The following is a 22,678-nucleotide window of genomic DNA, read 5'->3' on the forward strand; positions in this document are numbered from 1 at the left end:
CACAATGGCGAAGGCTTATGGATTACCAGCCAGGTAGTTAATGTATAAAACCGATTGATTGTATTGATTCAGTAAATCCAAGTGATTCAGGCGAATGGTGAGCACCTGCTGAATTGCCAGTGAAAATTCGACATAGCCGATATCGCCACTGCCAAATGCTCGCCGAGCGTTCGTCTGAATGAGGTCTGCCTGCGCCAGTCCGTTTTCTTCGTAATACGTTAACGCATCGCGAAATTGACCATACTGAGTCACGGCCTGTGTTATTTGTTGTTGCAGGGCCAGTCGCTGACTTTGTAATTGCGTTTGTGCGAGTTGTTCGCTAACGCGGGCAGCTTCGACCCGAGCCCGACCAGCTCCACTTACTAATGGGAATGTTACGCCAATTTGCCCACCATAAAATCGGTGTCCCGCACCGAAATACAATTCCTGCCCGTCTATCAACTGGCTTCCTATAAGTGTTTGTGAGAAAAGACCGACCAGAAAATCCGGCTTGAGTCGCGCCTGCTCGACAGAACGGGCTTCCTGAGCAACCCGAATCTGTTGCTGTAACTGACGTAAAAGTGGGTTTTGCGCCAGAGCACTACTATCCGTTGGAAGGGCCAACGTCAGTTTAAGCAACACCTGATCTGGAATATGAACTGGTTCTGTCCGATACAGCAACGTTTGCAACCGCGTTCGCCCGGCCGTCTGATTACTTTCGTTCTGGGCCAATCGTACGCGCTGATCGGCTAGTTGGCTTTCGGCGGTCGCTTTTTCAAGACTCCCGGTTTCGCCTACCCGGTACCGCAAATTGGCAGCCTTGACAAACTCCGCCAGAATGGTATCTTGCTGGCGATACAAACGCGTTTTCTGCTGAAGATAGACCAGATCATAATAGGTCGATTTCACCTGGTATTTCACATCGTTTTGAGTAACAAGCACCTCCATCTGGCGCGCTGACACAGTCTGGTCGTTCAAGTCCGCCAATCGGCGCATAAGCGTGGGATTCGGAATAGACTGCGTTACTGTCAGGTTGTTATCGAACCGACGGCTGTTGTACTGACCCAGCATACCAACCACCGAGAACCGACCAGCATCGTAAGCCGTTCGGCGCAGGGCCTGCTGCTGACTTACACCCAATCCGGCCAGCCGTAGTTGCGCATTTTGGGTTGTGGCTTGTTGCAATGCCTCTTCAAGCGTAATGGCTTTCAAGGGAGCCATTTGCGCAAACCCAGTTGTCGATATGGCTAGTAACAATAGGATAATCGTTGCAACAGAAGGCGCTTTTTGAGAAGACTTCTTAGCCTCATTATCAAGCGATTTTTTCTCCATGAGTGAATACAGGATTGGTAGCACAATCAGCGTTAACAGGGTTGCGGTGAGCAGGCCGCCAATGACCACCGTAGCCAAGGGTTTCTGGACTTCGGCCCCTGCCGAGTTAGAAACCGCCATCGGAATGAACCCAAACGAAGCAACAAGGGCAGTCATGATTACAGGTCGCAGGCGAATCTCTGCGCCTTTCCGAATAATCTCTGTCATATCGGTTAAGCCTTCCTCATGCCGTAAGCGATTGAATTCGGCAATTAGAACGATACCGTTCAGCACCGATACGCCGAAGAGAGCAATAAAGCCAACTCCTGCCGAAATGCTGAATGGCATACCACGCAGCAGCAACGCGAAGACTCCGCCGATAGCGGCCAACGGAATCGCCATAAAAATCAGGAGACTCTGACGGACAGAATCGAACGTAAAAAAGAGAAGCGCAAAAATTAACGCCAACGCAATTGGCACAGCAATGCTTAATCGTTGCTTGGCATCGACCAGGTTCTGAAACTGTCCGCCATACGTTACATAATAACCCGCCGGAAACTTTACCTGCTGATCCACTTTTTGCCGAAGTTCAGTCACGATACTTTCCACATCTCGTTCGCGAACATTAAAGCCCAGCGTGATGCGTCGGTGTGTGTCGTCGCGCTGAATCTGGCCAGGCTCCTGTTCCATCGTCACCGTCGCGACTTCGGATAAAGGGATCTGCTGCCCGGTTGGGGTAGCTATATAAATAGTCCGAATATCCTCAAGGTTCTGCCGTTTAGCCGCGGCTAGTCGCACAACCAGATCGAAGCGTTTCTCACCTTCGAAAACCAACCCTGCCGATTGCCCCGCCAAAGCCGTATTGATTGTCCGGTTCACATCGGTGATGTTTAGCCCGAAGCGCGCGATCTGATTCCGATCCAGTTTAATTAAAATCTGTGCCTGCCCTGCTATTTGCTCTACATACAGGTCTTTAGCTCCATCGATCTTCCGAATAATGGTACTAACCCGGCCAGCCAGTTTTTCCAGTTGATTAAGATCATCGCCATAGATTTTCAACGCGACATCCTGTCTCGCTCCGGTCATCAGTTCATTAAATCGCATCTGCACCGGTTGCTGAAACCCAAATGTGACGCCCGGAACCACCGACAAGGCTTTAGCCATTCGATTGGCTAATTCATCGCGTGTACTGGCTGAAGTCCATTGATCTTTCGGTTTCAGAATAGCCATCAGATCGGCGGCTTCAATTGGCATAGGATCAGTTGGTATTTCGCCCGATCCAATTTTAGCAACAACCTGCTCTACCTCAGGAAACTGCTTTAACAAAATTTGCTCAGCCTTGAGGGTCGCATCGACGGTTTCGGATAGCGAACTGCCGGTTAATGTTCGGGTATCGATCGCAAAATCACCCTCGTCGAGCTGCGGAATAAATTCACCGCCCATACGACTGAACAAAATGCCAGTCAGTACCAACAACCCGACAGCGCTCAATAAAATGGGCAGTCGATAGCGCAACGAACGAAGCAGAACAGGCTCGTAGAACCGCTGAATTTGCTTCATCAGCCTATCTGAAAACGTAATTTTATGGGCGACTTTCTTATCCAGTAACAAGGCCGAGATCATGGGCACATAGGTTAATGACAGGATAAATGCGCCCAGAATGGCAAACGCTACCGTCAACGCCATCGGTCGGAACATTTTCCCTTCCACGCCCGACAGCGCCAGAATAGGCAGGTACACAATTAGAATAATGATTTCTCCAAAAGCAGCCGATGATCGAATCCGGGAGGCAGCCCCAAATACTTCATCGTCCATTTCGGCCTGAGAAAGAGTGGTATCTAGCCTTCCGGTCGGCGCCCTGGCTTCGCTCGTTCGTTTGTGCAAATGATGCAAGGTGGCTTCTACAATGATTACCGCCCCATCGACAATCAACCCAAAGTCAATAGCGCCGAGGCTCATCAGGTTACCCGAAACGCCGAAAAGATTCATCATCGCAATAGCAAATAGCAAGGCCAATGGAATTACGGAGGCTACCACCACGCCCGCTCGCCAGTTGCCTAATAGCAATACCAGAACAAAAATGACAATGGTTGCTCCTTCCAATAGGTTACGCTCTACTGTACCTATAGCACTGGTAACCATCTTGGTACGATCCAGAAACGGAACGATGGCCACTCCTTCCGGTAGTGTTTTGCTGATTTCGGCAATCTTTCGTTTTACCGCCCGGATTACTTCTGATGAATTTCCTCCCTTAATCATCATCACAATGGCGCCAACGGCTTCACCCTGACCATTGCGCGTTACCGCCCCATATCGCACCGCCGATCCCAGACCCACCTCTGTAACATCACGCACGCGAACTGGTAATTGCTGGTCATTTAGCCGAATCACGATATTGGCGATGTCATCGGCGGAGCCAATCAGCCCATCAGATCGGATAAAGAACGCATTGGGCTTTTTGTCAATGTACGCTCCACCCGTATTCTGGTTGTTTTGTTGCAGGGCCGTAAACAGGTCGTTGATCGTGACACCCATGCTACGAAGCCGGTCGGGGTCAACGGCAATTTCGTACTGTTTAACAAGTCCTCCGAAACCACTAACATCGGCTACACCGGGAGTGCCAAGCAGCCCCCGACGGATAATCCAGTCCTGAATAGTTCGCAGATCAGTTAGGGAATATTTATGTTCATAGCCCTTCCTGGGCACAACTGTATATTGAAAAATCTCGCCCAGTCCTGTAGTAACAGGTGCCATCACTGGCATACCCACACCCGGTGGAATCTGTGTCGTTACGTTTTGCAGCCGCTCCGCGATCTGCTGACGAGCCCAGTACACATCGGTTGCATCGCTAAATACAACTGTTACGATGGATAGGCCGAAGCGAGAAAACGACCGAATTTCAATCAAGCCAGGAATGTTCGACAGGCCAACCTCGACCGGAAATGTAACGAGTCGTTCAATATCCTCAGCCGCCAGCGACGGGCTATTGGTGATAACCTGCACCTGATTGTTAGTAATATCGGGAACAGCATCAATCGGCAACTGAGTAGCCGACCAGCCACCCCATATCACCAGGGCTAGCGTCAGAAACCCAATGACGAGTTTATTATGAATAGAAAAATGAATAATGGCGTTCAGCATAGCGACTACCGTAAATATGTCGGATAATAATAGCCTCAAAGCAGGCCGTAGTGACCAGCAATAGACAGGAATCGATTGGGCCAGCCAGACCGACGTAGCGAACTGGTCGTTTCAGGCGAATCGATAAAGTACCAGGATGGAAAACAGGAAACGTAAACAGACTAGAACAAGTCGTTTTATCGACCCGAATGGGCACAGTTTGGCCTACAGGTACGCAGATCTATTGTCTGGGTGGATTAATCAGTGAGAAAACGGATAGAAACGAATACAGATTTGTATACCGCGAAAGCACCGTTTGGGAAGAAAGCACTGCCGGTAGATAGGCCCGACTAGTTAACTGAAGATAATTGATTGTAAAGCCAGTAATCATATGCCCTGTTGACGGCAGATTGTGGTGGCTGTGATTAGGATGCTTCTGGTGAGCTGAGTTTTCACCATAATGCATCGCCATGAAATCAATAAAACTTAGGTTATGATCTGATTCTATATGGTGCTTATAATGCTGAATCAGCTCAACCAGTTTGGTCGACTGCTCAATACCAAAACCGGGCAACAAACTGTTTCCCAGAATTAGGCCTGCCAGCAAAAAAGCAACCATTGATTTCATGAAGCCCCTTTCTTTACATGCTTAACGCAAGGTAATTCTGAAAGTTTATTTGCCCTACTCAATCAGGATAATTTAGAAGCAATCTAGCTGAACGATAGCGCGATCAAGATCGCGCTATCGTTCAGCTGCTGTTATTCCCGCGCCGATGCTTTATATACGCCTACTTCGGCCAGTTCTATGGGGCCATTGGCGTTGGTTATAAACAAACGGAGCTTCGATGATTTCACCGCTGGGAATCGCAGTAGTCGTTTATACCCTACCGTTGTGAATGTCTGGAGCGCTTTCCATTCCGAACCATCCCAATACTCGACCCGGCCACTGGCAATGCGTTGGCCATTGGCGACGTTCTCCTGAATCGATACGCGATCAAAGGTCTTTTCGCCATTCAGGTCAATCGTGATCGGTTGATTGGCGGTCAGCGTGGTGAAAGTACCAAGCTGTTTATCGGTTAGTTTGGGCTGTTTTGCTACCAGATTCTGCTTAAACGTCTCATCCAGAATACTGCGAAACTCTTTCAAACTTGCCAGATCTGGCGCAGAAAAAAGCCCCTCTCGATTAGGCGGCACATTCAACAACAACAAGCTATTTCGCCCAACTGACTGATAATAGAGGTTAACCAGATTTTTCCCCGAGCGCACCTTTTCATCTTCTTTGGGATGATAAAACCAACCTGGTCGGATTGATACGTCTGTCTCGGCTGGCACCCACTGCTTGCCCGTCGCATCGCCCCGGTTCAGGTATTTCGGATCAGCCACGCCAGGAGCCAACCCGTCCGTATTGATGGTCGACCAACAGGTTTCACCCGCGTTCCCGGCTTCGTTACCCACCCAGCGAACATCGGGACCTGCATCCGAAAACATGACGGCATTGGGTTGCAGCTCACGAACTAATGCCCAATAACCCGCAAAATCGTAGGTCATGTCTTTAGCATTTTCGCCCTTTGCCCCATCGAACCAGACTTCCGAAATAGGGCCGTAATTAGTTAATAGCTCGCGTAATTGGCTCTTATAGTAATCGTTGTAAGCAGCTGTTCCATAACGCGGTTCATGCCGATCCCAGGGTGAGAGATACACCCCAAATTTCAACCCGAATTCACGACAGGCATCGGCCACCTCACGCACGACGTCTCCTTTTCCGTTCTTCCAGGGGCTATTTTTCACCGAATGCTCAGTCATTTTCGAGGGCCACAGGCAGAAACCATCGTGGTGTTTTGCCGTAATGATGGCCATTTTAAAGCCAGCTTCTTTCAGTGCCTTGATCCACTGTCGGGCATCCAGTTTAGTTGGATTGAAAATAGCCGGACTTTCGGTGCCATCCCCCCACTCTTTATCCGTAAATGTATTTACTGTGAAATGCAGAAAGGCTGTGGTTTCGAGCGGTTGCCAGGCAAGTTGACGTGGAGCTGGTTTAACCGTCGGTTGAGCGGTGAGACGGGTTAAGGCAACGGAAATTAATAATCCAGTAAAAGCACGAGACAAACGCATAGGAATAGGTTAATTTAGGTCTTAAAAGTAAGTAAAAACTATCTCTCTGATGAGATTAATCAACCAAAACGGTACAAACCACAAAGTCTATTTCGGCCCACAGATTGATCCGTTGTATCTTAGAGCGATTTTCCGACTACATGATATAATCGAACGACAACAATCGCTTTCAGCATCCATTTTCTGGTAAGAATCAGTAATGATTTATAATTGATTCTCTCGCTAATCACTCGTCAGAATAAAATAGCGAGCTATTTTTACTTGACTAGATAACTCTGCCCAGCTTTGCCTTATTATCGACAAATCGCCCTCTTCCTGATCCTGTTTTTTCTAACATTAGTTGGCAAAAACGCGGTATCGGTATATGGGCAGAGCATTACATTACCCAAGCCTGAAGCCATAACGAGTGAACAAGGTTTACCGCAAGCCTTTGTTCCGGGTATTGTACAGGACCGTCAGGGCTTTATCTGGATGGCTACTCGTGATGGCCTATGCCGTTATGATGGAAAGCAGTTTAAAGTATTTCAGCCTACTACAGATGGCAAACCGGGTATTTCTTCTTTAAGCCTTTCTGGCCTGGGTTTCGATAAACAGGGACGCATCTGGGTATTCAGTGACTATAATGATATTGATATAATCGACCCCGTCACGGAGAAATTTGTCAATTTTTCGAGGCAACCTTTTTTTAAGCAACAGCTTGGCCAAGACCACATTCATCATCATTACGTTGATCAGCAAGGTCGTTTATGGATTTCCCTTCGTTCAAACAGAATTATCTGCATTGAGCCGGATACGTATCGAGTACAGCTCTATCAGTATCAAGACCCCTTGCCCTCAAGCACTTTTGCCGGTGCAGGTATTTTCGTGCAAGACAAACAAGGAATCATTTGGACATGCGCTACCAATGGTTTGTACAGACTCGACCCGAAAACAAACCGTTTCGTATACTACCCCCTTCCCAACAATAATGTTAAAGGAATCAGCATACGACCTAGTGGAGAATTGTTCATCTTATTAGACAGTTCTGTACTGTTGCTCGATCCTCAGTCGGGCCGTACACGATCGTTTGCCTTACCTGGCCACGAAGCCGATAAAGTAAAACAGTTCCAGGTTTCTTTCGTAACAGATACGGAAGGGAATGAATACTTTTATCAATATGGCATACTCTTTCACTACAGCGAAGCAAAGGGCATAAGTGTATTGGCAAAATTGCCCAAAGGAGTAGGCTTTGAAAGTCTGTTCATCGATCAGTCTAATGTATTATGGGCAGGTACTAATGAAGTCGGTGTATTTAAATACAACCTCAATGCCGGTGTGTTTCAGGCTGCTCCCTATCAGTTCAATTTTTACGAAGATCTATTTCATCGTGAGTTAGGCGTACCAACATCCCAATTACCGAAAATGTCTCGTGAGGCCTATCCATACTTTTTTCGTTACACCATTGATAAAGCAAAAAAGCTGTGGTTCAATATGGGCGACAGACACTTTTATCAGCTTGACCTGAACACGAAGCAAGTTAGTCCGATCCCTTTTCCAGCTCATCTATTGGCAAACTCTACCTGGCTGGATTTAATAGTACCCATGGCAACTGATCCCTCAGGCCGTGTTTGGGCAGTAACGCAATCGTTGGCGATGTGGTATGAAAATGGCAGGTGGGTTTCGTTTCAACATCCCATTCGAGCAGCAAACCCACCCGACAGTTTGAAGCAGCAACCTCGTTCGTCGCTGGGAGTAGACGGCACTATACTTCAGGTAGTGATTGACAAACAGGCAATATGGCTGGCTACAAATACGCAAGGGCTTTATCGGATCGATCGGATTAGTGGGCAGATTCGTTCCTACAAAAATCAACCAGCCAATCCAAATTCGCTGAGTAGCAACCAACTATTTTGTCTTTTTGATGATCCTCTTGATCCAACCATTTTATGGGTGGGCACGTTTGGGAATGGTCTGTGCCGGTTTGATAAGCGAACGGGTACTTGCCGCCGGTTTTCCACCAAAACAGGCTTGCCCAATAATGTAATCTATTCGGCAATTCCTGATAAAAAAGGCTTTTTATGGATTGGCACTAACCAGGGGCTTTGCCGCATGGACCGCCGATCTTTTCAGACCTGCGTTTATAAAAAAGAAGACGGTCTTCTGGAAAACGAATTCAACCGGTTTCACTTCTTGCACCTCCCAAACGACCGCATCCTGATGGGGGGCCTGGGTGGAATCACGTCCTTCTACCCTTCCCTATTACACGACGATACGTACCAACCGCTTACCCAAATCACGGACATTCAACTAAACAATCAGTCAATCTCCCCTGGGCCACTAACCGATTCGCTGCCTGTTCAAGCTATTAACTACCTTGATTTACCTTATAATCAGAACTTTATAACGATTGATTTTGCGGCTATGCAGTACAATCATCAGGGAAAAATCCGGTATCGTTATCAGTTAGTTGGCTTAGATCAGCAATGGATTGAACCGCGTGAACCTATCGTTCAATACACCGATTTACGCTGGGGAGAATATACGCTGAAATTAAATACATCGAATACATCCGGTATCTGGAGCAAACATATTCGGGAGATTACACTCATAATTCGTCCGCCCTGGTGGGCCACCTGGTGGGCAATTTTGCTATACATTGCTGGTATAGCCGCCTTAGGTTATATGCTGGTCAACGCCTATCTGACCAAACAGGAAACCAGGCAACTTAAGGCCGTTGACTTAATGAAAGCCCGATTCTTTACCAATATTGCGCACGAATTCAGAACGCCACTCACCTTAATTCTGGGACCCGTAGAAACCTTGAAGAAGCGGCTTCACACCTACGATGATCAATATCAACTTAACTTAATCAACCAAAATGCAGGGCAAATACTGGAACTGGTTAACCAGTTAATTGATCTGTCGAAAGCCGAGGCCAATGGTCTTCAATTAAACGAAAGCCTCGGTGATCTTAAGTCTTTTGTCCATAGGCTCGTTTCCGCACTAGAGCCGCAGGCAAAGGCAAAGAGCATTGAACTAACGTTTCAGGCCGAAGACATGTCTCCGCAGTACTGGTTTGACATGGAGAAACTGGAACGAATTATCAATAATCTGACCGTTAATGCCTTGAAATTTACGCCTGTAGGTGGCAAAGTACGTGTCGACTTAGCTATTAGCCCGCAGCCTTTAGCGAAGTCTATTCCTAAAAATAAGGAGCCGACAGACGTTTCCTGGATTCAGTTATCCGTTTCTGACAATGGCATTGGCATTGCGGCCGAAAACCTACCGTATATTTTCGATCGATTTTATCAGGCAAAAAACAACCAGGTAGAGCTATTAAAGTCTGGGCAAGCGTATTATTTGCAGCAAGAAGGTTCGGGAATTGGCCTGGCTTTAGTGAAAGAATTAGTTGAGTTTCAATCTGGTACAATTCAGGTAAATAGCACCGTAAACTCAGGAACCACGTTCATCGTTCGTTTACCCTATCGATCCGTTACCACCGAGCTTTCTGTCTCATCAACTACAGCGATTGAATCTGTTATACAATCTATTAGCACAGAAGTTGAGCCTGTTATAAAACGTGGTTCAAAAAGGAAACCAACAGATAAAACCTCATCTATACTTGTCGTCGAAGATAGCGAGGTGTTACGAGATTTTATTGTTAATAACTTATTGGATTCTTATTCGATCCATCAGGCTGAAAATGGCCTGGCAGGCTGGGAACAGGCAATCAGTCTGGTTCCCGATTTAATTATCAGTGATATTATGATGCCTGGTATGGATGGGTATACCCTCTGTAAGAAACTGAAAGAAGATTCCCGGACCAATCATATTCCAGTTCTTTTATTGACTGCGAAAGCTGCCGTTAATGAACGGCTGGAAGGTTTGGCTTTAGGAGCCGACGCTTATATCGCCAAGCCATTTCATATTCAGGAGTTGCAGCTACGCATCCGCAATCTTTTGGAGCAGCGTCATCAGTTACAACAATGGGTATTAGCCAGTCTTACCAGTACTGCTCCAGTTGAGGAGGCTCCTGCGCCTACCGATCCACTTATTGAAAAACTCTGCCAACTAGTTGAGGAACGTCTGGATGAACCCACGTTTGGCGCCGAAGAACTCACGTTAGCAAGTGGCATGAGCCGCATGAATTTACACCGGAAATTAAGGGCGCTGGTCGATACCTCAACGGGCGAGTTCATTCGTAATTATCGATTGAAACGAGCGGCTCAATTTCTACGCGAAGGCCATTCTGTATCCGAAACAGCTTATCTGGTTGGTTTCGAAGATCCCTCTTACTTTGCTCGTTCATTCCGAAAAGTGTATAAAATGTCTCCCTCCGCGTTCGCTCGTACAAATTAAATCAAAAGCCGAGAGAAGTACATTTACTATACACTAACAAAGAAAATATAGAATAGATCATTACTTTATGTAATGATGATGAGGCATTTGGGACAGAAGTACCGGTTTTTGATATAAAATCACCGGACTTTGTAAGGACAGAAGTTGACCTTTGAGGATTCGATCTGTTCTAATTTACAGACCTCGTTCCTGTAGTCGAGCAGCCTTCGTAATACTTACCATCTGTTTATTTACCTACCGTACCTTAAAGTTATATAGCGTACAGGCTACTCTGGCCTGCTACGCTATATAGCGCTTAACTTCTTCATTACACCATGGAAAATGCTTATTTAGCAGAGAAAAACTTCACGACTTTTTGCCAAAGCTCGAAGGAAAAAGATGCATTCGAAGCCATCTATAATCGGTATGTTGGCAAAGTCTATCTGAAGTGTCTGTCAATGACCCAAGACCCGGAAGCGTCAAAAGACTTTACGCAGGATATTTTTGTTAAGGTGTTCTTTAAACTGAAGACCTTCCAAAATCGCTCATCATTGGCTACCTGGCTTTTTTCAGTTGCTCATAATCATTGCCTCGACCAGCTTCGGCAACGTAAACGAATGTCAGTTGAGCTGCTATCTGATGCAACACTGAACATAGCGGTCGAACCCGATTCGCCTACTACCACCCAGTGGCAACTCATGGAGTGTAAGATGAAGGATTTATCGATACAGGAAACCAACCTGTTAAGACTCAAGTACGAAGACGGATTGTCCATCAAAGCCATTAGTGAGCAACTTCACATGTCGGAAAGTGCGATCAAAATGCGGCTATTGCGGACTCGCGATAAGCTCCACACGTTGTGCAGCACCGCGTTGTATGACAATTAGACTCCGCTTACCTGTTCAGATCACCTGCTCCAGCATCTGGATGTAACCCGTTACTCCTTCTGTAATTTCCCGAATATAAATAAACTCGTCAGCCGAATGCGACCGTCCCGAATGGCCCGGTCCGCATTTGAGCGACGGGCAGTTTAGCACGGCCTGATCAGACGTTGTTGGTGAACCGTAAGTATGACGTCCTAATGCAAGCCCGGCCTGCACAATAGGATGATCGACTGGAATTGAGGACGGTTTCAGCCGAATTGAGCGAGGTTTTACCTCAGCCTCAATATTTTCCCGGATCGTATCAACAACCTCTTCGAGGGTATACTGCTCGGTTACGCGTACATCGATTGTAAAGGTGCAGGTATCCGGAACAACATTATGCTGCGTTCCCGCATTGATAATGGTTACGGATAGTTTAATGGGGCCAAGCGTTGGTGAAACTTTCGGGAATTGGTAGGTAGTAAGCCAATTTATATCCCGAATTGCTTTATAAATGGCATTATCTCCCTCATTACGTGCCGCATGACCGCTCACGCCATGAGCCGTGCAATCAAGTACGAGTAACCCCTTTTCGGCGATGGCCAACTGCATTTCGGTGGGTTCACCTACAATAGCAAAGCTAATCGGCGGAAGTTCAGGCAATAACAATTCCAGTCCATCACGACCCGAAATTTCCTCTTCGGCGGTCGCTGCCATCACAATGTTATAGCGCATGCCAGGCCGATCGTAGAAGTAAGCGAAAGTAGCTAACAACGACACCAGACAACCGCCAGCATCGTTACTTCCCAACCCAAACAGCTTATCGTCGCGCTCAAGTGGTTCAAACGGATCGAGTGTCCAGGATGGATTTACCTTAACCGTATCATGATGCGAATTCAGTAACAGAGTTGGCTTATCAGGATCGAAGTGATAATTCTGCGCCCAGACGTTATTTTTCAGTCGATTGAATGGAATTTGTTTTTCCCGCAAAAACGCTTCGATTAATGTTGCGGTATGCTCTTCCTGTCGGCTAAACGATGGAGTCGCTATTAATTGTTTGAGCAGCGCACGAGCATCAGCCGAAAGAGCGATTTGGGTTGCCTGTTGAGCGTCGGGTTGAGTCATAAAAAAAGCGTTGACCGCGCAAAGATACAGCCAACGCCCCAAAGTCTTACGTAATATAATTAGTAGAGCAGCTTGCTATCCTTCATAAAACGTTACGCCTTTCTCGCGTAAAAAGGCTTTAATAACGTCAACATGAACGCACTTCCCGACGTTTAAAAACGGGTAATTAGACACTCTTCGTTTTCGTCCGTTCACCAGCACTTCATGATCTTCAATATCGAAACCAAGGTGCAAATGGCTCGTAGCCGACTGCATGCCATAAATCAAACCGTTACTATCGAATAAAGGGCCACCACTTTGGCCACGTAAGCCGGGCGTACTCATTTCAATACCCGTAACACTGTTTGCATCGCCAACTAATCGGGTTACAATACCATCAATGGGAAAAGAAGGGGAATTGGTGCGCCCTAATGTATTCCACTCAATATCGTCGACTGATGGGTTGTAGCGAAAATTCGTAAACTCTGGAAAAGGATACCCCAACCGGCACAAACTACGACCCGGTTTGATTCGACTTGTATCGCCCAGAAACGTAGCGTGCGATCGATACAGTAATCGATTATAGCCTTCAAAACGTAACAGGGCTAAATCCTGAGTGGGGTGGCGTTCGATGTGCAATTGCTGAAATTGATCAACGCAGCCAACAAAATTATTCCGTATGCGAATAATCGTATCGACACTGAGTTTAAATTTCGTTTCCAGCTGACTAACCAAATAAGCGGCATTTTTTTCTTTCAGCACATTCCGACGTGCCCCCTGAAACTCCTGATAGTGTCGAAAAATAGAGTCGGCTTCAGCCACTAAATCCGCAACGTGTTTGCAGGTGATCGCATAGCCTTCCTGGTTCACAAAAAAAAGAGTAGCCGTGCCGGGTATAATGCCATCATGACCGTAGAGTCTGACAATTGAATGCAGCGGTCGGGTAAATAAATCAACGCGTTCAATGGCGTCAACAAACATAAAAGATAAGCAAGTTAGCGAACTGCCACAGCGGCAAATTGATCGGCAAGTTAACCAATCCTGGCACACTTACCGACCAACCTATGGACAGATTCACTCACTTTTTTGGCGTAGTGATGAACGCAGGATAGGTACCTATTTCTTACCGCTTCATCTTCGTAGAGTCACGAATACCAAGCGGACCGGGTACTGTTGAGTCCGATACTTGTCCGTGCGCTTGCCGTATGCTTGCCTTGGTGGCTGCCGATGTGTCTTCAACCGCATCGGATTCGACACGGGCCGTTGAGTCCGTGCTGATTCCATCAACACTGTTCTGGTTTTCTCGGCATTGCTGTACAAACATAAAACCGACTAGTAAGGCAATGGCAATGAGTGCCCAACGGAGCCAGCGCACGTTTTCATGTCGCCTTTCCCCTTCGGTGCTTTTAGGAATGTTCGGATTGATAATCGTTCCGCTAAGATTATCAGTCCCTTGAACTTCAGTTTGTGGTCCTGTAGGGGTAACCAGATCGTTAAAACCTAAAAGGCTCCCAATCCCGTCAAGCCCACTCGGTAATGCCTGTCTGAATTCGGTAGCTTGCCCCAGTAGCAGCGTTTGCAGATTTTCGGCGCTCAGTCCTTTTTCCTGCTCCTGACGGCCTAACACGCCCATTAGTATTATGCCTGCCTGAGTCAGAATCGTGTATACCGATTGCGGTTTCGTACCACTGTATATACCAATGAGTTCAATAACGCGAGGAAGCTTATCGTCAAAAATATGATCCAGAAAATCACGACTGTTAGCTGTTGTTTTCGAATTAATGAGATGTTCACTAATCGACTGGCTCACATCAAGGGGCGTTTTTCCATAATCCTCTTTATCCAGAAACGAAACGATGGATGAACTTCCACCTGTGGCCTGAATATGCCGTGTGAGTCCTCCTAAAAGGGTTGGTAGCACGCCATTAATCGCTTTAAGCGTACTAGCCGATGATTCGCTTAGTTCACTCCCCAATTGATCGACTACGGCTGGGGTGAACTGTTCTTTCAGATATGACAATAAATGAACGGCCATGAGTTCTTCGTTGAGTTGAGACCAATAGAACCGTTCATAGAGCTAAATGTTATGGCCAATAAACGTAATAGGGTTATTGAGTAATAAAGCGGACGTTGAACCCCAAAACTTTATCACTCAATAACCCTAAAACTTTATCACTCAATAATTCTACAATTGAGGAATCCGTAATACCTGATCAGGATAGATCAGATCGGGATCTTTCAGCATTGGCTTATTCGCTTCGAAAATAATGCCATATTTCATCGGATCGCCATATACTTCTTTAGCGATTTTCGACAACGAATCGCCCGATTTTACTGTGTAGAATTTACCTTCTGGGGCTGGTGCATCAACAACCAGTTGGTTATCAACAGCCGATACGCCTTCAACGTTACCAACGGCCAGCGCGATCTTCTCAGCATCTTCCTGCGTTTTTACAGAACCTGTTATGGTAACGGTATCTCCTTTTGTTTTAACCGTCAAGCTATTGTAAGCAAGTCCCAGCTGCTTTACGTGATCAAGCAGAGCCTGAGCGCGAACGGGTTCAACTTTTTCAGCTTCTGCTGGTTGTGGAACCACCTCGTCTTTGTGAAAAATCTTTTCGCCTACTCCCTTAAAAAATGATAATAGACCCATTGGCTTAGTATAGTTTTAATGAAACATGTATAATGGTCGGCAATAACGCCAACTCATTCTTGACAAACAACAGATTGGGTTTAAGGTTTGTTTAAGAGCCTCTCGCCTTCTGGTAACGATTTGACGATTAAATGGGCATGGGGTAACAGAAAGCCACTACTTTTGCGTTCTTTTTTTACAATTTTATCTTTCTTTCAACCAACCTATATACACTAATGAAAGTCAAGAATAGGTTTCGGTGGGGGTTAGTGCTGACCACGGTGGTTGGGCTAACTGCCTGCACGAATAATGACATTGATCCGAATGCCGGTGTTGTAACCCCGACCCCAACCAAAGGCAGTGCCGATTTCACAAAGTATGTGGCCGTGGGTAACTCATTAACAGCTGGCTATGCCGATGGCGGTCTTTATCGCGACAGCCAGCTTAATTCGTACCCCAGCATTCTGGCAGGTCAGTTTACAACTGTTGGTGGAGGCAGTTTTGTGCAACCGCTCTTTACCGAAGCTCAGGCCGCCGGTTCTGGTTATCTGAAACTTATTCGCGTGCCCTCTTTGTCTGATCCAACCACCCTGATCACGTCTATTGCGCAGGTAGCACCCGGTGCCGCACGAGGGGGAAATACAGCAGGCGGTTCTCCATTACTAACCAAATTCACGGATGCGAATCAGAATTTGGGGGTTCCGGGTATTCGGGTATCGGATATACTGACAGTTGGTTACGGCTCCACACAAGGGAATCAATACTTCGAACGACTAGTAGCGAATCCAGCAACTACCTACTTCCAGTATATGAGCGATAACCTGAGTGGAGCTACGTTCTACTCCTGCTGGTTAGGGAACAATGATGCGCTTGGTTATGCAACAAGTGGTGGTGTTACACCCCTTACGCCTGCTGACCTGTTCACCACAAACTTCACCGCTGCAATGAACAAATTAGCCGAAGGTGGTCGCAAAGGCGTTGTTATGGGTATTCCCAACATTATCATAACGCCATATTTTTCGACGATAACGGTGCCTTTGGCCGTAGCACAAATCAACTTAGTTCTTAATAATCCTTCGCCAGCGATTACAGCTTTAGTGATCCAAACAGCCCAGGGTGTTCGCGCGACGAAGACTGGCGATTTGCTGATGATTCCAAACGCTCTGGAATACGCTAAAATTGGCAGTACAGCCGTTGGAACAAAAACTGGCCCTTATGGTCTTAGCGCTACCAATCCATTACCTACCCAGTATGTACTGGATGCTGATGAAGTAACGGCGCTGAATACGGCGATTACTGCCTACAATGGTATCATGAAAGCTCAGGCAGACGCTAAAGGTGCTGCCTATGTTGATCCAAACACGGTGTTAAGTCAGGCAGCAACCGGTTTTACCCAAAACGGCGTCAGTTACAGTTCCAGCTTTATTCAGGGGGGCGTATTTAGTCTCGATGGCATTCACTTAACCCCTGCCGGGTATGCACTTATGGCCAACGAAATCATTAAAGGAATCAATACAAAATACGGCTCGACAGTTCCACAGGTTAATCCAGCCAACTATCGTCGTGTACTGTTGCAACAATAAACTCACTCATGAAACTACGTCAACTTTTATTGGCCACGCTACTTCTGTTGAGTGCGTCGGCAGCCTTTGCTCAGAATACCGTTCGATCTATTGAATTTGGCATCAAAGGCGGAGCCACGTTTACCCACGGCTACACAACCATTCCTGGCCAAACGGTGGGGAGCATTCAAGTTCCTAACCTGGAAAATAAAAATAATGGTATCGGCTATGGCTATTCAGGTGGCTTGTGGGCACGGAAAAACTTCAGCAGCTTTTTTATTCAGGCTGAAGTCACGTACAATCGATTCGTGCTGAAACAGGTAGGCGCTCTTACCATCGATGTAAACGCTAGCTCTACTTTAGCCAATGCGCTCCCCATCACTGTTCAACCAGGCATACTCAATGCAACTCTGAATGTTGTATCGGAGTCGGTATTGCAGGCGGTTGATGTTCCCGTGCTGATCGGGAAACGCTGGATGGGCGGGAAACTCCGAGGCTATGCTGGGCCAAACTTTATTTTTGTGCAGAAAGCTACCGCCACCCGAACTACTTCGGGCGCCATTAACGCCAACTCAAGCGTATCTTTCCCCAAAACGGATATTCCGGCCAGTACGGGCACAACAAACCTGCTCAACAAATACGAAGCGCAGAATTTAGAAGTGAAAGATTTTACGTACGCATTAGAAGTCGGTGTAGGTTATACGCCTGTCCCTTTCTTAGATGTCGACCTACGCTATGCCGCTCCCGTTGGTGGCGTATATAAAGACACGGGCATCAAGGGGTTCCTGGGCATTGCAACCCTCTCGCTCGGGTTTAAAGTGTTTTAGTGATACTCATGTACTTCAGCCCTTGTATAAATCCAACTTATACACGGGCTGAAGCCCACGAATACATTTTTTATTCAGCTACGAGTGCGAAGCTTGTATTGACAGGCTTAAGTCGATAGCGAACCATTTTATAACCGCCAGAGGGTTCTGCGTTTGCATCGCCCGATTGATAAATGGGGTATTTTCGACAAAGAATATCTCGTTCAACCCATAGGCTATCGTGCCCCATATAGCCCTCAACTGATGCCGCACGCCAGTTCGGTACAATAATATCCGCTTTTCGTTCGGGTAGGAATTGCCAGGCATAAACACGCCCAAATGAGCCACTGCCATCACTGGTACTATACACATACAGCTCAGGAAACCGATTATTGTCTAAGTCTGCGACTTCAGCCCCAACAACAGCGCCATCAACCCGAACACGAAAGTTCGTTAAGAGCAACTCCCCCCTATACGCTTTCACAATCACATCGCGCACACGCCCGCTATCGGCCGCAGTTACGTTGAAATTGTATACATTGAATCGTAATGTCTTCGTATAGGAAGGAGCCCAATGACCAGAATTGCCAGACAATAAGGGATGTGCTTGTTGAATTGTAACTACCGTCTTATCAGTATGTTGCTGATTGTCCACAGCCAGGTGTTTACCAGCCAATTGGGTCAGTCCCAGGACGATCACTAAAAAACAACATAGCTTACTATTCATTGACTCCAATTGCCGTGTGTTTATCATCAACGACACGAAGTCGAAAAAAGTTGATTTAACTAAGGCTCTAGAAAAGTTTCACCTATTGATGTCAGGTCCAACAGTGTTGGTAAAACTTTTTGGCCTTTTGCGGTCAGGCTATATTCAACACGAGGAGGTACTTCATTAAACGCCTTCTTTTCAATCACGCCCAGACTAACCAATGCTTTCAGTTCCTGAATCAAAACTTTTTCACTCACATCAGGAATCATTCGTCGTAATTCACCATATCGGCGAGCTTCTGTACCTAATTGATAAATGATATACAATCGCCATTTTCCGCAAATAATATCTAAGGTTTTTTTGAGCGCTAATTGGGTAGCATCAATGTTTTTTTGAGTAGTCAACTGTTTATTCATGAGAGGTTTTTTCACTAACCTTTTGGTAGGTAAAGCATTGATTAAAAGGCACTTGCAACAATATGAGCAAATATAGATATTTGTAATTAATCTATAACACAAACTGTTTTTAGTAACGATACAAATAGAAATAGTTTGTGTAACTATCTGCTAATCAATCTGGATAACCAAGCGAAAAATTCAAACCGAAATAGGTTAATCCGGCACTACTTAACGCTTAGCAAGCGTGAGTTACAATCGATAAAGATATCGGTTCCTCACCCAGATGATACTATCGTTTTAGCCCCTAAGTTTTATCATCTAACCAACCGATAAAAAGAGGCCTGGAAGTAGTCGTTTAGCTCATATCCGCTGACACAAGTTGCCTAACAATATTCTCACGTATAGCTATTAACGAATGAGAATACTAAATGGATTTTTTTTCTAAAAAAATGAGGGAGTGGGCCGCGCTTTCGAAGGCAACCAGAGATAATGTAATTTTGTCGGATTTCTAATCTGGACAACGTTTGAAAACACTGCTTGTTATAGCTGGCCCTACGGCTGTTGGTAAAACCGCTTTATGTGTTCAATTGGCTAAAACTCTTCAGACCGATGTAGTTTCGGCTGACTCCAGACAACTCTATCGTGAGCTCAGCATTGGTACCGCTAAACCCACTCTCGAAGAGATGGACGGAGTACGCCATCATTTCGTCAATTCGCATTCAATTGTCGATCCGGTTAATGCCGGACGGTACGAACGCGAATGCCTTGCTTTGCTAAACGAATTATTTCAGGGAACAGACGTCGTTATTTTATCGGGAGGTACAGGCCTGTATATCAATGCGGTTTGCTTTGGCCTTGATGATATTCCGTCTGTCGAACCCGTCCTTCGCGAACATTTATTCAATCGACTACAACAGGAAGGATTAGCTGTACTACAGGAAGAATTACGAGAACTCGACCCCGTATATGCCCAAACGGCAGATTTACAGAATCCAATTCGCGTGACACGGGCACTTGAAGTTTGCCTAACAACTGGGCAGCCTTATTCGTCATTCCGTCGGCAACAACCTACCGAACGACCTTTTCGATCCGTACTAATTGCTCTTGAGCGGCCACGTGAAGAGTTGTATACCCGAATTGATGCCCGAATGGACGCTATGCTTGCGGCAGGGCTGCTCGATGAAGTAGCCTCCCTTGTACCTTATCGCCATTTACCGGCGCTTCAGACCGTTGGCTATCAGGAAGTTTTCCCGTATCTGGACGGCCAATATGATTACGAGGAGATGGTTCGCCTGCTAAAACGTAACTCTCGACGCTATGCCAAACGGCAGCTAACCTGGTTCCGTAATCAGGGAAATTACCAATGGGTTAGCCCTAGTGATAAAGAGAGGATTCTTAGCTATGTATGATGTAGGATATATGATATGTTGAGAGAGATAGATCATATATCCTACATCATACATTATAATCTTACTGTGCCCGGTAGGCCAGCATTCCACCAATTACATTGCGGACATTGTTAAAGCCATTCTGTTCCAGAATCTGTTGTGCCATACCACTTCGTTTCCCTGACCGGCAATGCACAATTACTTCTTCGTCCTGCAGACCGTCAAGTTCATCTAAGCGATACGGCAAATCGCCCAACGGAATAAGCGTTGCGCCAATGTTGTCGTCTTCGTATTCGTCGGGTTCGCGAACGTCAAACAGATTTAACTTCTCTCCTTTTTCGAGTCGTTCTTTTAATTCCTGTACGGTAATGTCCATGATTAATTGGTAGTCAATAGTTGTTAGTCGTTGGCTAGTAAAGGTTGATAATTAACGACGATTGACGGGTTTAATGTTGAATGATTAACTTTTGCACGGTTGTCTGCTGTTTGGCAAAAAGCCGAATTAAATACAGGCCATCGGGCAGATAACTCAAGTCTAACGTTTGCTGCCCGCGTTCTGGTTCAAGTACATGCACCAGCCTGCCCATAGTATTTAGCACTTCTATGCGAGTCAGACGCGGGTCGTCCCACTGAATAATGCCCGTTGTTGGATTCGGATACGTTCGAAGGGGAACCGCAGCTTCCGGTTCGGTAGCCGTTACAACAGCCAGCTTCCCACCCATTACGGGCCTGAGCATAAAGGCGCCCTGCACTTGTAAGGAAGAAGCGGTAGCCCCCGAAGCGGCTTTCTGTAGATTCTGCTCCCAGTTTGTTCCACCGTTGTAGAAAATATTTTCACCAAACGGGCTATTCTTATCAAATCCTAGCCGCAAAAGCGTGGTATCGCTACTACTAATTTGCTGATAACCAACATAAAACGTATCCTTTACAATAACACCCCGGGTAAATTTATAATCTACGAATCCATTACGCGTGGTAGGATACTGCATCGAAAACGACTGTTGGTACAGGGCAATACCTGGCTTACCATTCTGATTCGCATATACCGTAAGCACAAAAGGTTGGCCATTCTGATTCGTCGTAAACGGGACAATACACGCCCGAACGCTCCCAACGGTATCAGGCTTGTTCAGAATAAAACGCACGGCAATCTGTTCTCGCTGCCTGATTTGCTGCGCATACTCCCAGGCGCCATCATCGTAGGCGTAGTAATTGTCGAGGGCCGCTACGGCTGAGATCGTATCATTCCGCAGAAGCGTCTTGGGGTCACGCTGAAAAATTACATTCTGGTCATCACTCGTTTCCAGATCTAGCTCGTAGCGTAACACCGCTTTTTCTTTTGTAATATCAACTTTATTCTTGAAGTACGGGTGTACATTTCTCTGCTGCAAACCAAGAACGGATATAGGAACTGTTACGGTATCCTGTAATATACTCCCCGATATTTCATCACGGACTCTGAAGCGAGACGAAATTGGGTTAGGTGCATCGATCAAGTTTCTGATTACAAATCGAACCGTATCGGCAAGTTCCCTTGCGCTAGCGCCGTTTACTTTATACTGCGACATCGGCATAGCCGTATAGCGTTTCAAAAGCGGGGTAAGTAGCTTTTGAGTGGCCACATCGATCATTGATTTAAAAAAGGGGCTACTAGGATTCCTGTTTTTATCCAGGTAAACATAGTCAACATTCCAGGTATCGAATGGGCCGGAGCGTCGGCCAAACGAGCTGAACTGAAACGTGAAGCCATCATAGAAATAAGCAGCATCCGTAATTTGAACAGACGCCCAGTTAAACGTGCTATCGGCATTGCCACCCACTTTTCCCCATACCGTTTTCCAGACACCGTTTACATCCTTAAACTGGAGTAAAAGGGAATCGCCGGGTAGAAGAATTGGAGGGCTTCCCTGTGGTGTAGACAGTGTATCGCCAGGATCGGGTAACTCCCCGAGCCCTTTGGCCTGCCAATAAAAAGTGAGATATACACCACTCGCTGCCGATAAGCCGGCCAGATTAATGGGTTTCGATTGAAGTGTGTCGGTATATCCCTGGTTCAGCGGATCGTTACTAACATAAGGCTGTCCATTATCCTTAAGCCCATCAAATGTTGCCACATTAATGGTAGGCTGATCGATCGCCATTGTATTATTGATGTACACACCCTTACCCGGTACCCAGCGCGCAGGATCGGGCACTTCAGAACCAGCTCGAGCTGCCTGGGTGGCAAAATCATCAAAAAATGGTAGTTGCAATGATGTTTGCGCACTTGCTAATAACGTCTGTAAAGTACAGATAATCAGCAAAAAGCTACGCAAAAGCCGTTGAACAATTCCTGTGTGCGATTGATTAAGTAAAGCAATTCCCATTGGGCATTCGT

Annotated in this window: 17 protein-coding genes; 5 read left to right on the forward strand and 12 right to left on the reverse strand. The window is 46.3% G+C overall.

Features of this window, described 5'->3' with window-relative positions:
• Nucleotides 1-15: 15 nt before the first annotated feature.
• From ACYVGR_RS25850 to ACYVGR_RS25865, 4 genes are all read right to left on the reverse strand, one after another.
• Nucleotides 16-4,431: a CusA/CzcA family heavy metal efflux RND transporter gene (locus tag ACYVGR_RS25850; RefSeq protein ID WP_460962234.1), complete on the reverse strand. Its 4,416-nt coding sequence runs from the start codon at nucleotides 4,429-4,431 to the stop codon at nucleotides 16-18.
• Complete coding sequence (locus tag ACYVGR_RS25855) at nucleotides 4,397-4,627, reverse strand: hypothetical protein (RefSeq protein ID WP_460962236.1); 231 nt, start codon at nucleotides 4,625-4,627, stop codon at nucleotides 4,397-4,399. The genes ACYVGR_RS25850 and ACYVGR_RS25855 overlap by 35 nt, the downstream gene beginning before the upstream one ends.
• 24 nt (nucleotides 4,628-4,651) lie before the next feature.
• Complete coding sequence (locus ACYVGR_RS25860; protein ID WP_460962238.1) at nucleotides 4,652-5,038, reverse strand: hypothetical protein; 387 nt, start codon at nucleotides 5,036-5,038, stop codon at nucleotides 4,652-4,654.
• A gap of 131 nt (nucleotides 5,039-5,169) precedes the next feature.
• Complete coding sequence (locus tag ACYVGR_RS25865; RefSeq protein ID WP_460962240.1) at nucleotides 5,170-6,522, reverse strand: alpha-L-fucosidase; 1,353 nt, start codon at nucleotides 6,520-6,522, stop codon at nucleotides 5,170-5,172.
• 285 nt (nucleotides 6,523-6,807) lie between these two features.
• Here ACYVGR_RS25865 and ACYVGR_RS25870 point away from each other — a divergent pair, with 285 nt between their 5' ends.
• Nucleotides 6,808-10,860: a hybrid sensor histidine kinase/response regulator transcription factor gene (locus tag ACYVGR_RS25870; protein ID WP_460962242.1), complete on the forward strand. Its 4,053-nt coding sequence runs from the start codon at nucleotides 6,808-6,810 to the stop codon at nucleotides 10,858-10,860.
• Between the two features lie 314 nt (nucleotides 10,861-11,174).
• Entirely contained in the window at nucleotides 11,175-11,726 is a 552-nt protein-coding gene (locus tag ACYVGR_RS25875) for an RNA polymerase sigma factor (protein WP_460962244.1), read from the forward strand.
• A gap of 15 nt (nucleotides 11,727-11,741) precedes the next feature.
• Here ACYVGR_RS25875 and ACYVGR_RS25880 read toward each other — a convergent pair whose 3' ends face one another.
• The 4 genes from ACYVGR_RS25880 to lysM form a co-directional block, all read right to left on the reverse strand.
• Nucleotides 11,742-12,827, reverse strand: a complete 1,086-nt coding sequence (locus ACYVGR_RS25880) for a M20 family metallo-hydrolase (protein ID WP_460962246.1) — start codon at nucleotides 12,825-12,827, stop codon at nucleotides 11,742-11,744.
• Nucleotides 12,828-12,902: 75 nt separating this feature from the next.
• Nucleotides 12,903-13,787: a S1 family peptidase gene (locus ACYVGR_RS25885; protein ID WP_460962248.1), complete on the reverse strand. Its 885-nt coding sequence runs from the start codon at nucleotides 13,785-13,787 to the stop codon at nucleotides 12,903-12,905.
• A 142-nt stretch (nucleotides 13,788-13,929) separates the two neighbouring features.
• Complete coding sequence (locus tag ACYVGR_RS25890; protein WP_460962250.1) at nucleotides 13,930-14,841, reverse strand: DUF937 domain-containing protein; 912 nt, start codon at nucleotides 14,839-14,841, stop codon at nucleotides 13,930-13,932.
• A gap of 150 nt (nucleotides 14,842-14,991) precedes the next feature.
• Nucleotides 14,992-15,459 carry a peptidoglycan-binding protein LysM gene (gene lysM, locus ACYVGR_RS25895; protein ID WP_460962252.1) on the reverse strand — a complete coding sequence of 156 codons (468 nt, stop codon included), beginning with the start codon at nucleotides 15,457-15,459 and terminating at the stop codon, nucleotides 14,992-14,994.
• 215 nt (nucleotides 15,460-15,674) lie between these two features.
• Here lysM and ACYVGR_RS25900 point away from each other — a divergent pair, with 215 nt between their 5' ends.
• Complete coding sequence (locus tag ACYVGR_RS25900) at nucleotides 15,675-17,021, forward strand: SGNH/GDSL hydrolase family protein (protein ID WP_460962254.1); 1,347 nt, start codon at nucleotides 15,675-15,677, stop codon at nucleotides 17,019-17,021.
• 8 nt (nucleotides 17,022-17,029) lie between these two features.
• Entirely contained in the window at nucleotides 17,030-17,827 is a 798-nt protein-coding gene (locus tag ACYVGR_RS25905; RefSeq protein ID WP_460962256.1) for an outer membrane beta-barrel protein, read from the forward strand.
• Between the two features lie 70 nt (nucleotides 17,828-17,897).
• Here the strand turns inward: ACYVGR_RS25905 and ACYVGR_RS25910 are convergent, their stop codons facing one another.
• Both ACYVGR_RS25910 and ACYVGR_RS25915 read right to left on the reverse strand, forming a co-directional pair.
• Complete coding sequence (locus ACYVGR_RS25910; RefSeq protein WP_460962258.1) at nucleotides 17,898-18,533, reverse strand: PliI family lysozyme inhibitor of I-type lysozyme; 636 nt, start codon at nucleotides 18,531-18,533, stop codon at nucleotides 17,898-17,900.
• 59 nt (nucleotides 18,534-18,592) lie between these two features.
• Nucleotides 18,593-18,931, reverse strand: a complete 339-nt coding sequence (locus ACYVGR_RS25915) for a winged helix-turn-helix transcriptional regulator (RefSeq protein WP_182460786.1) — start codon at nucleotides 18,929-18,931, stop codon at nucleotides 18,593-18,595.
• Between the two features lie 506 nt (nucleotides 18,932-19,437).
• On the opposite strand from ACYVGR_RS25915, the gene miaA reads away from it, so the two are divergent.
• Nucleotides 19,438-20,322 carry a tRNA (adenosine(37)-N6)-dimethylallyltransferase MiaA gene (gene miaA, locus ACYVGR_RS25920; protein WP_460962261.1) on the forward strand — a complete coding sequence of 295 codons (885 nt, stop codon included), beginning with the start codon at nucleotides 19,438-19,440 and terminating at the stop codon, nucleotides 20,320-20,322.
• Between the two features lie 61 nt (nucleotides 20,323-20,383).
• Here the strand turns inward: miaA and ACYVGR_RS25925 are convergent, their stop codons facing one another.
• Together ACYVGR_RS25925 and ACYVGR_RS25930 are read right to left on the reverse strand one after the other, a co-directional pair.
• Nucleotides 20,384-20,677: a rhodanese-like domain-containing protein gene (locus ACYVGR_RS25925; protein WP_460962263.1), complete on the reverse strand. Its 294-nt coding sequence runs from the start codon at nucleotides 20,675-20,677 to the stop codon at nucleotides 20,384-20,386.
• 70 nt (nucleotides 20,678-20,747) lie between these two features.
• Nucleotides 20,748-22,667: a T9SS type A sorting domain-containing protein gene (locus ACYVGR_RS25930; RefSeq protein WP_460962265.1), complete on the reverse strand. Its 1,920-nt coding sequence runs from the start codon at nucleotides 22,665-22,667 to the stop codon at nucleotides 20,748-20,750.
• Nucleotides 22,668-22,678 lie beyond the last annotated feature (11 nt).

The organism is Spirosoma litoris (assembly GCF_054776755.1).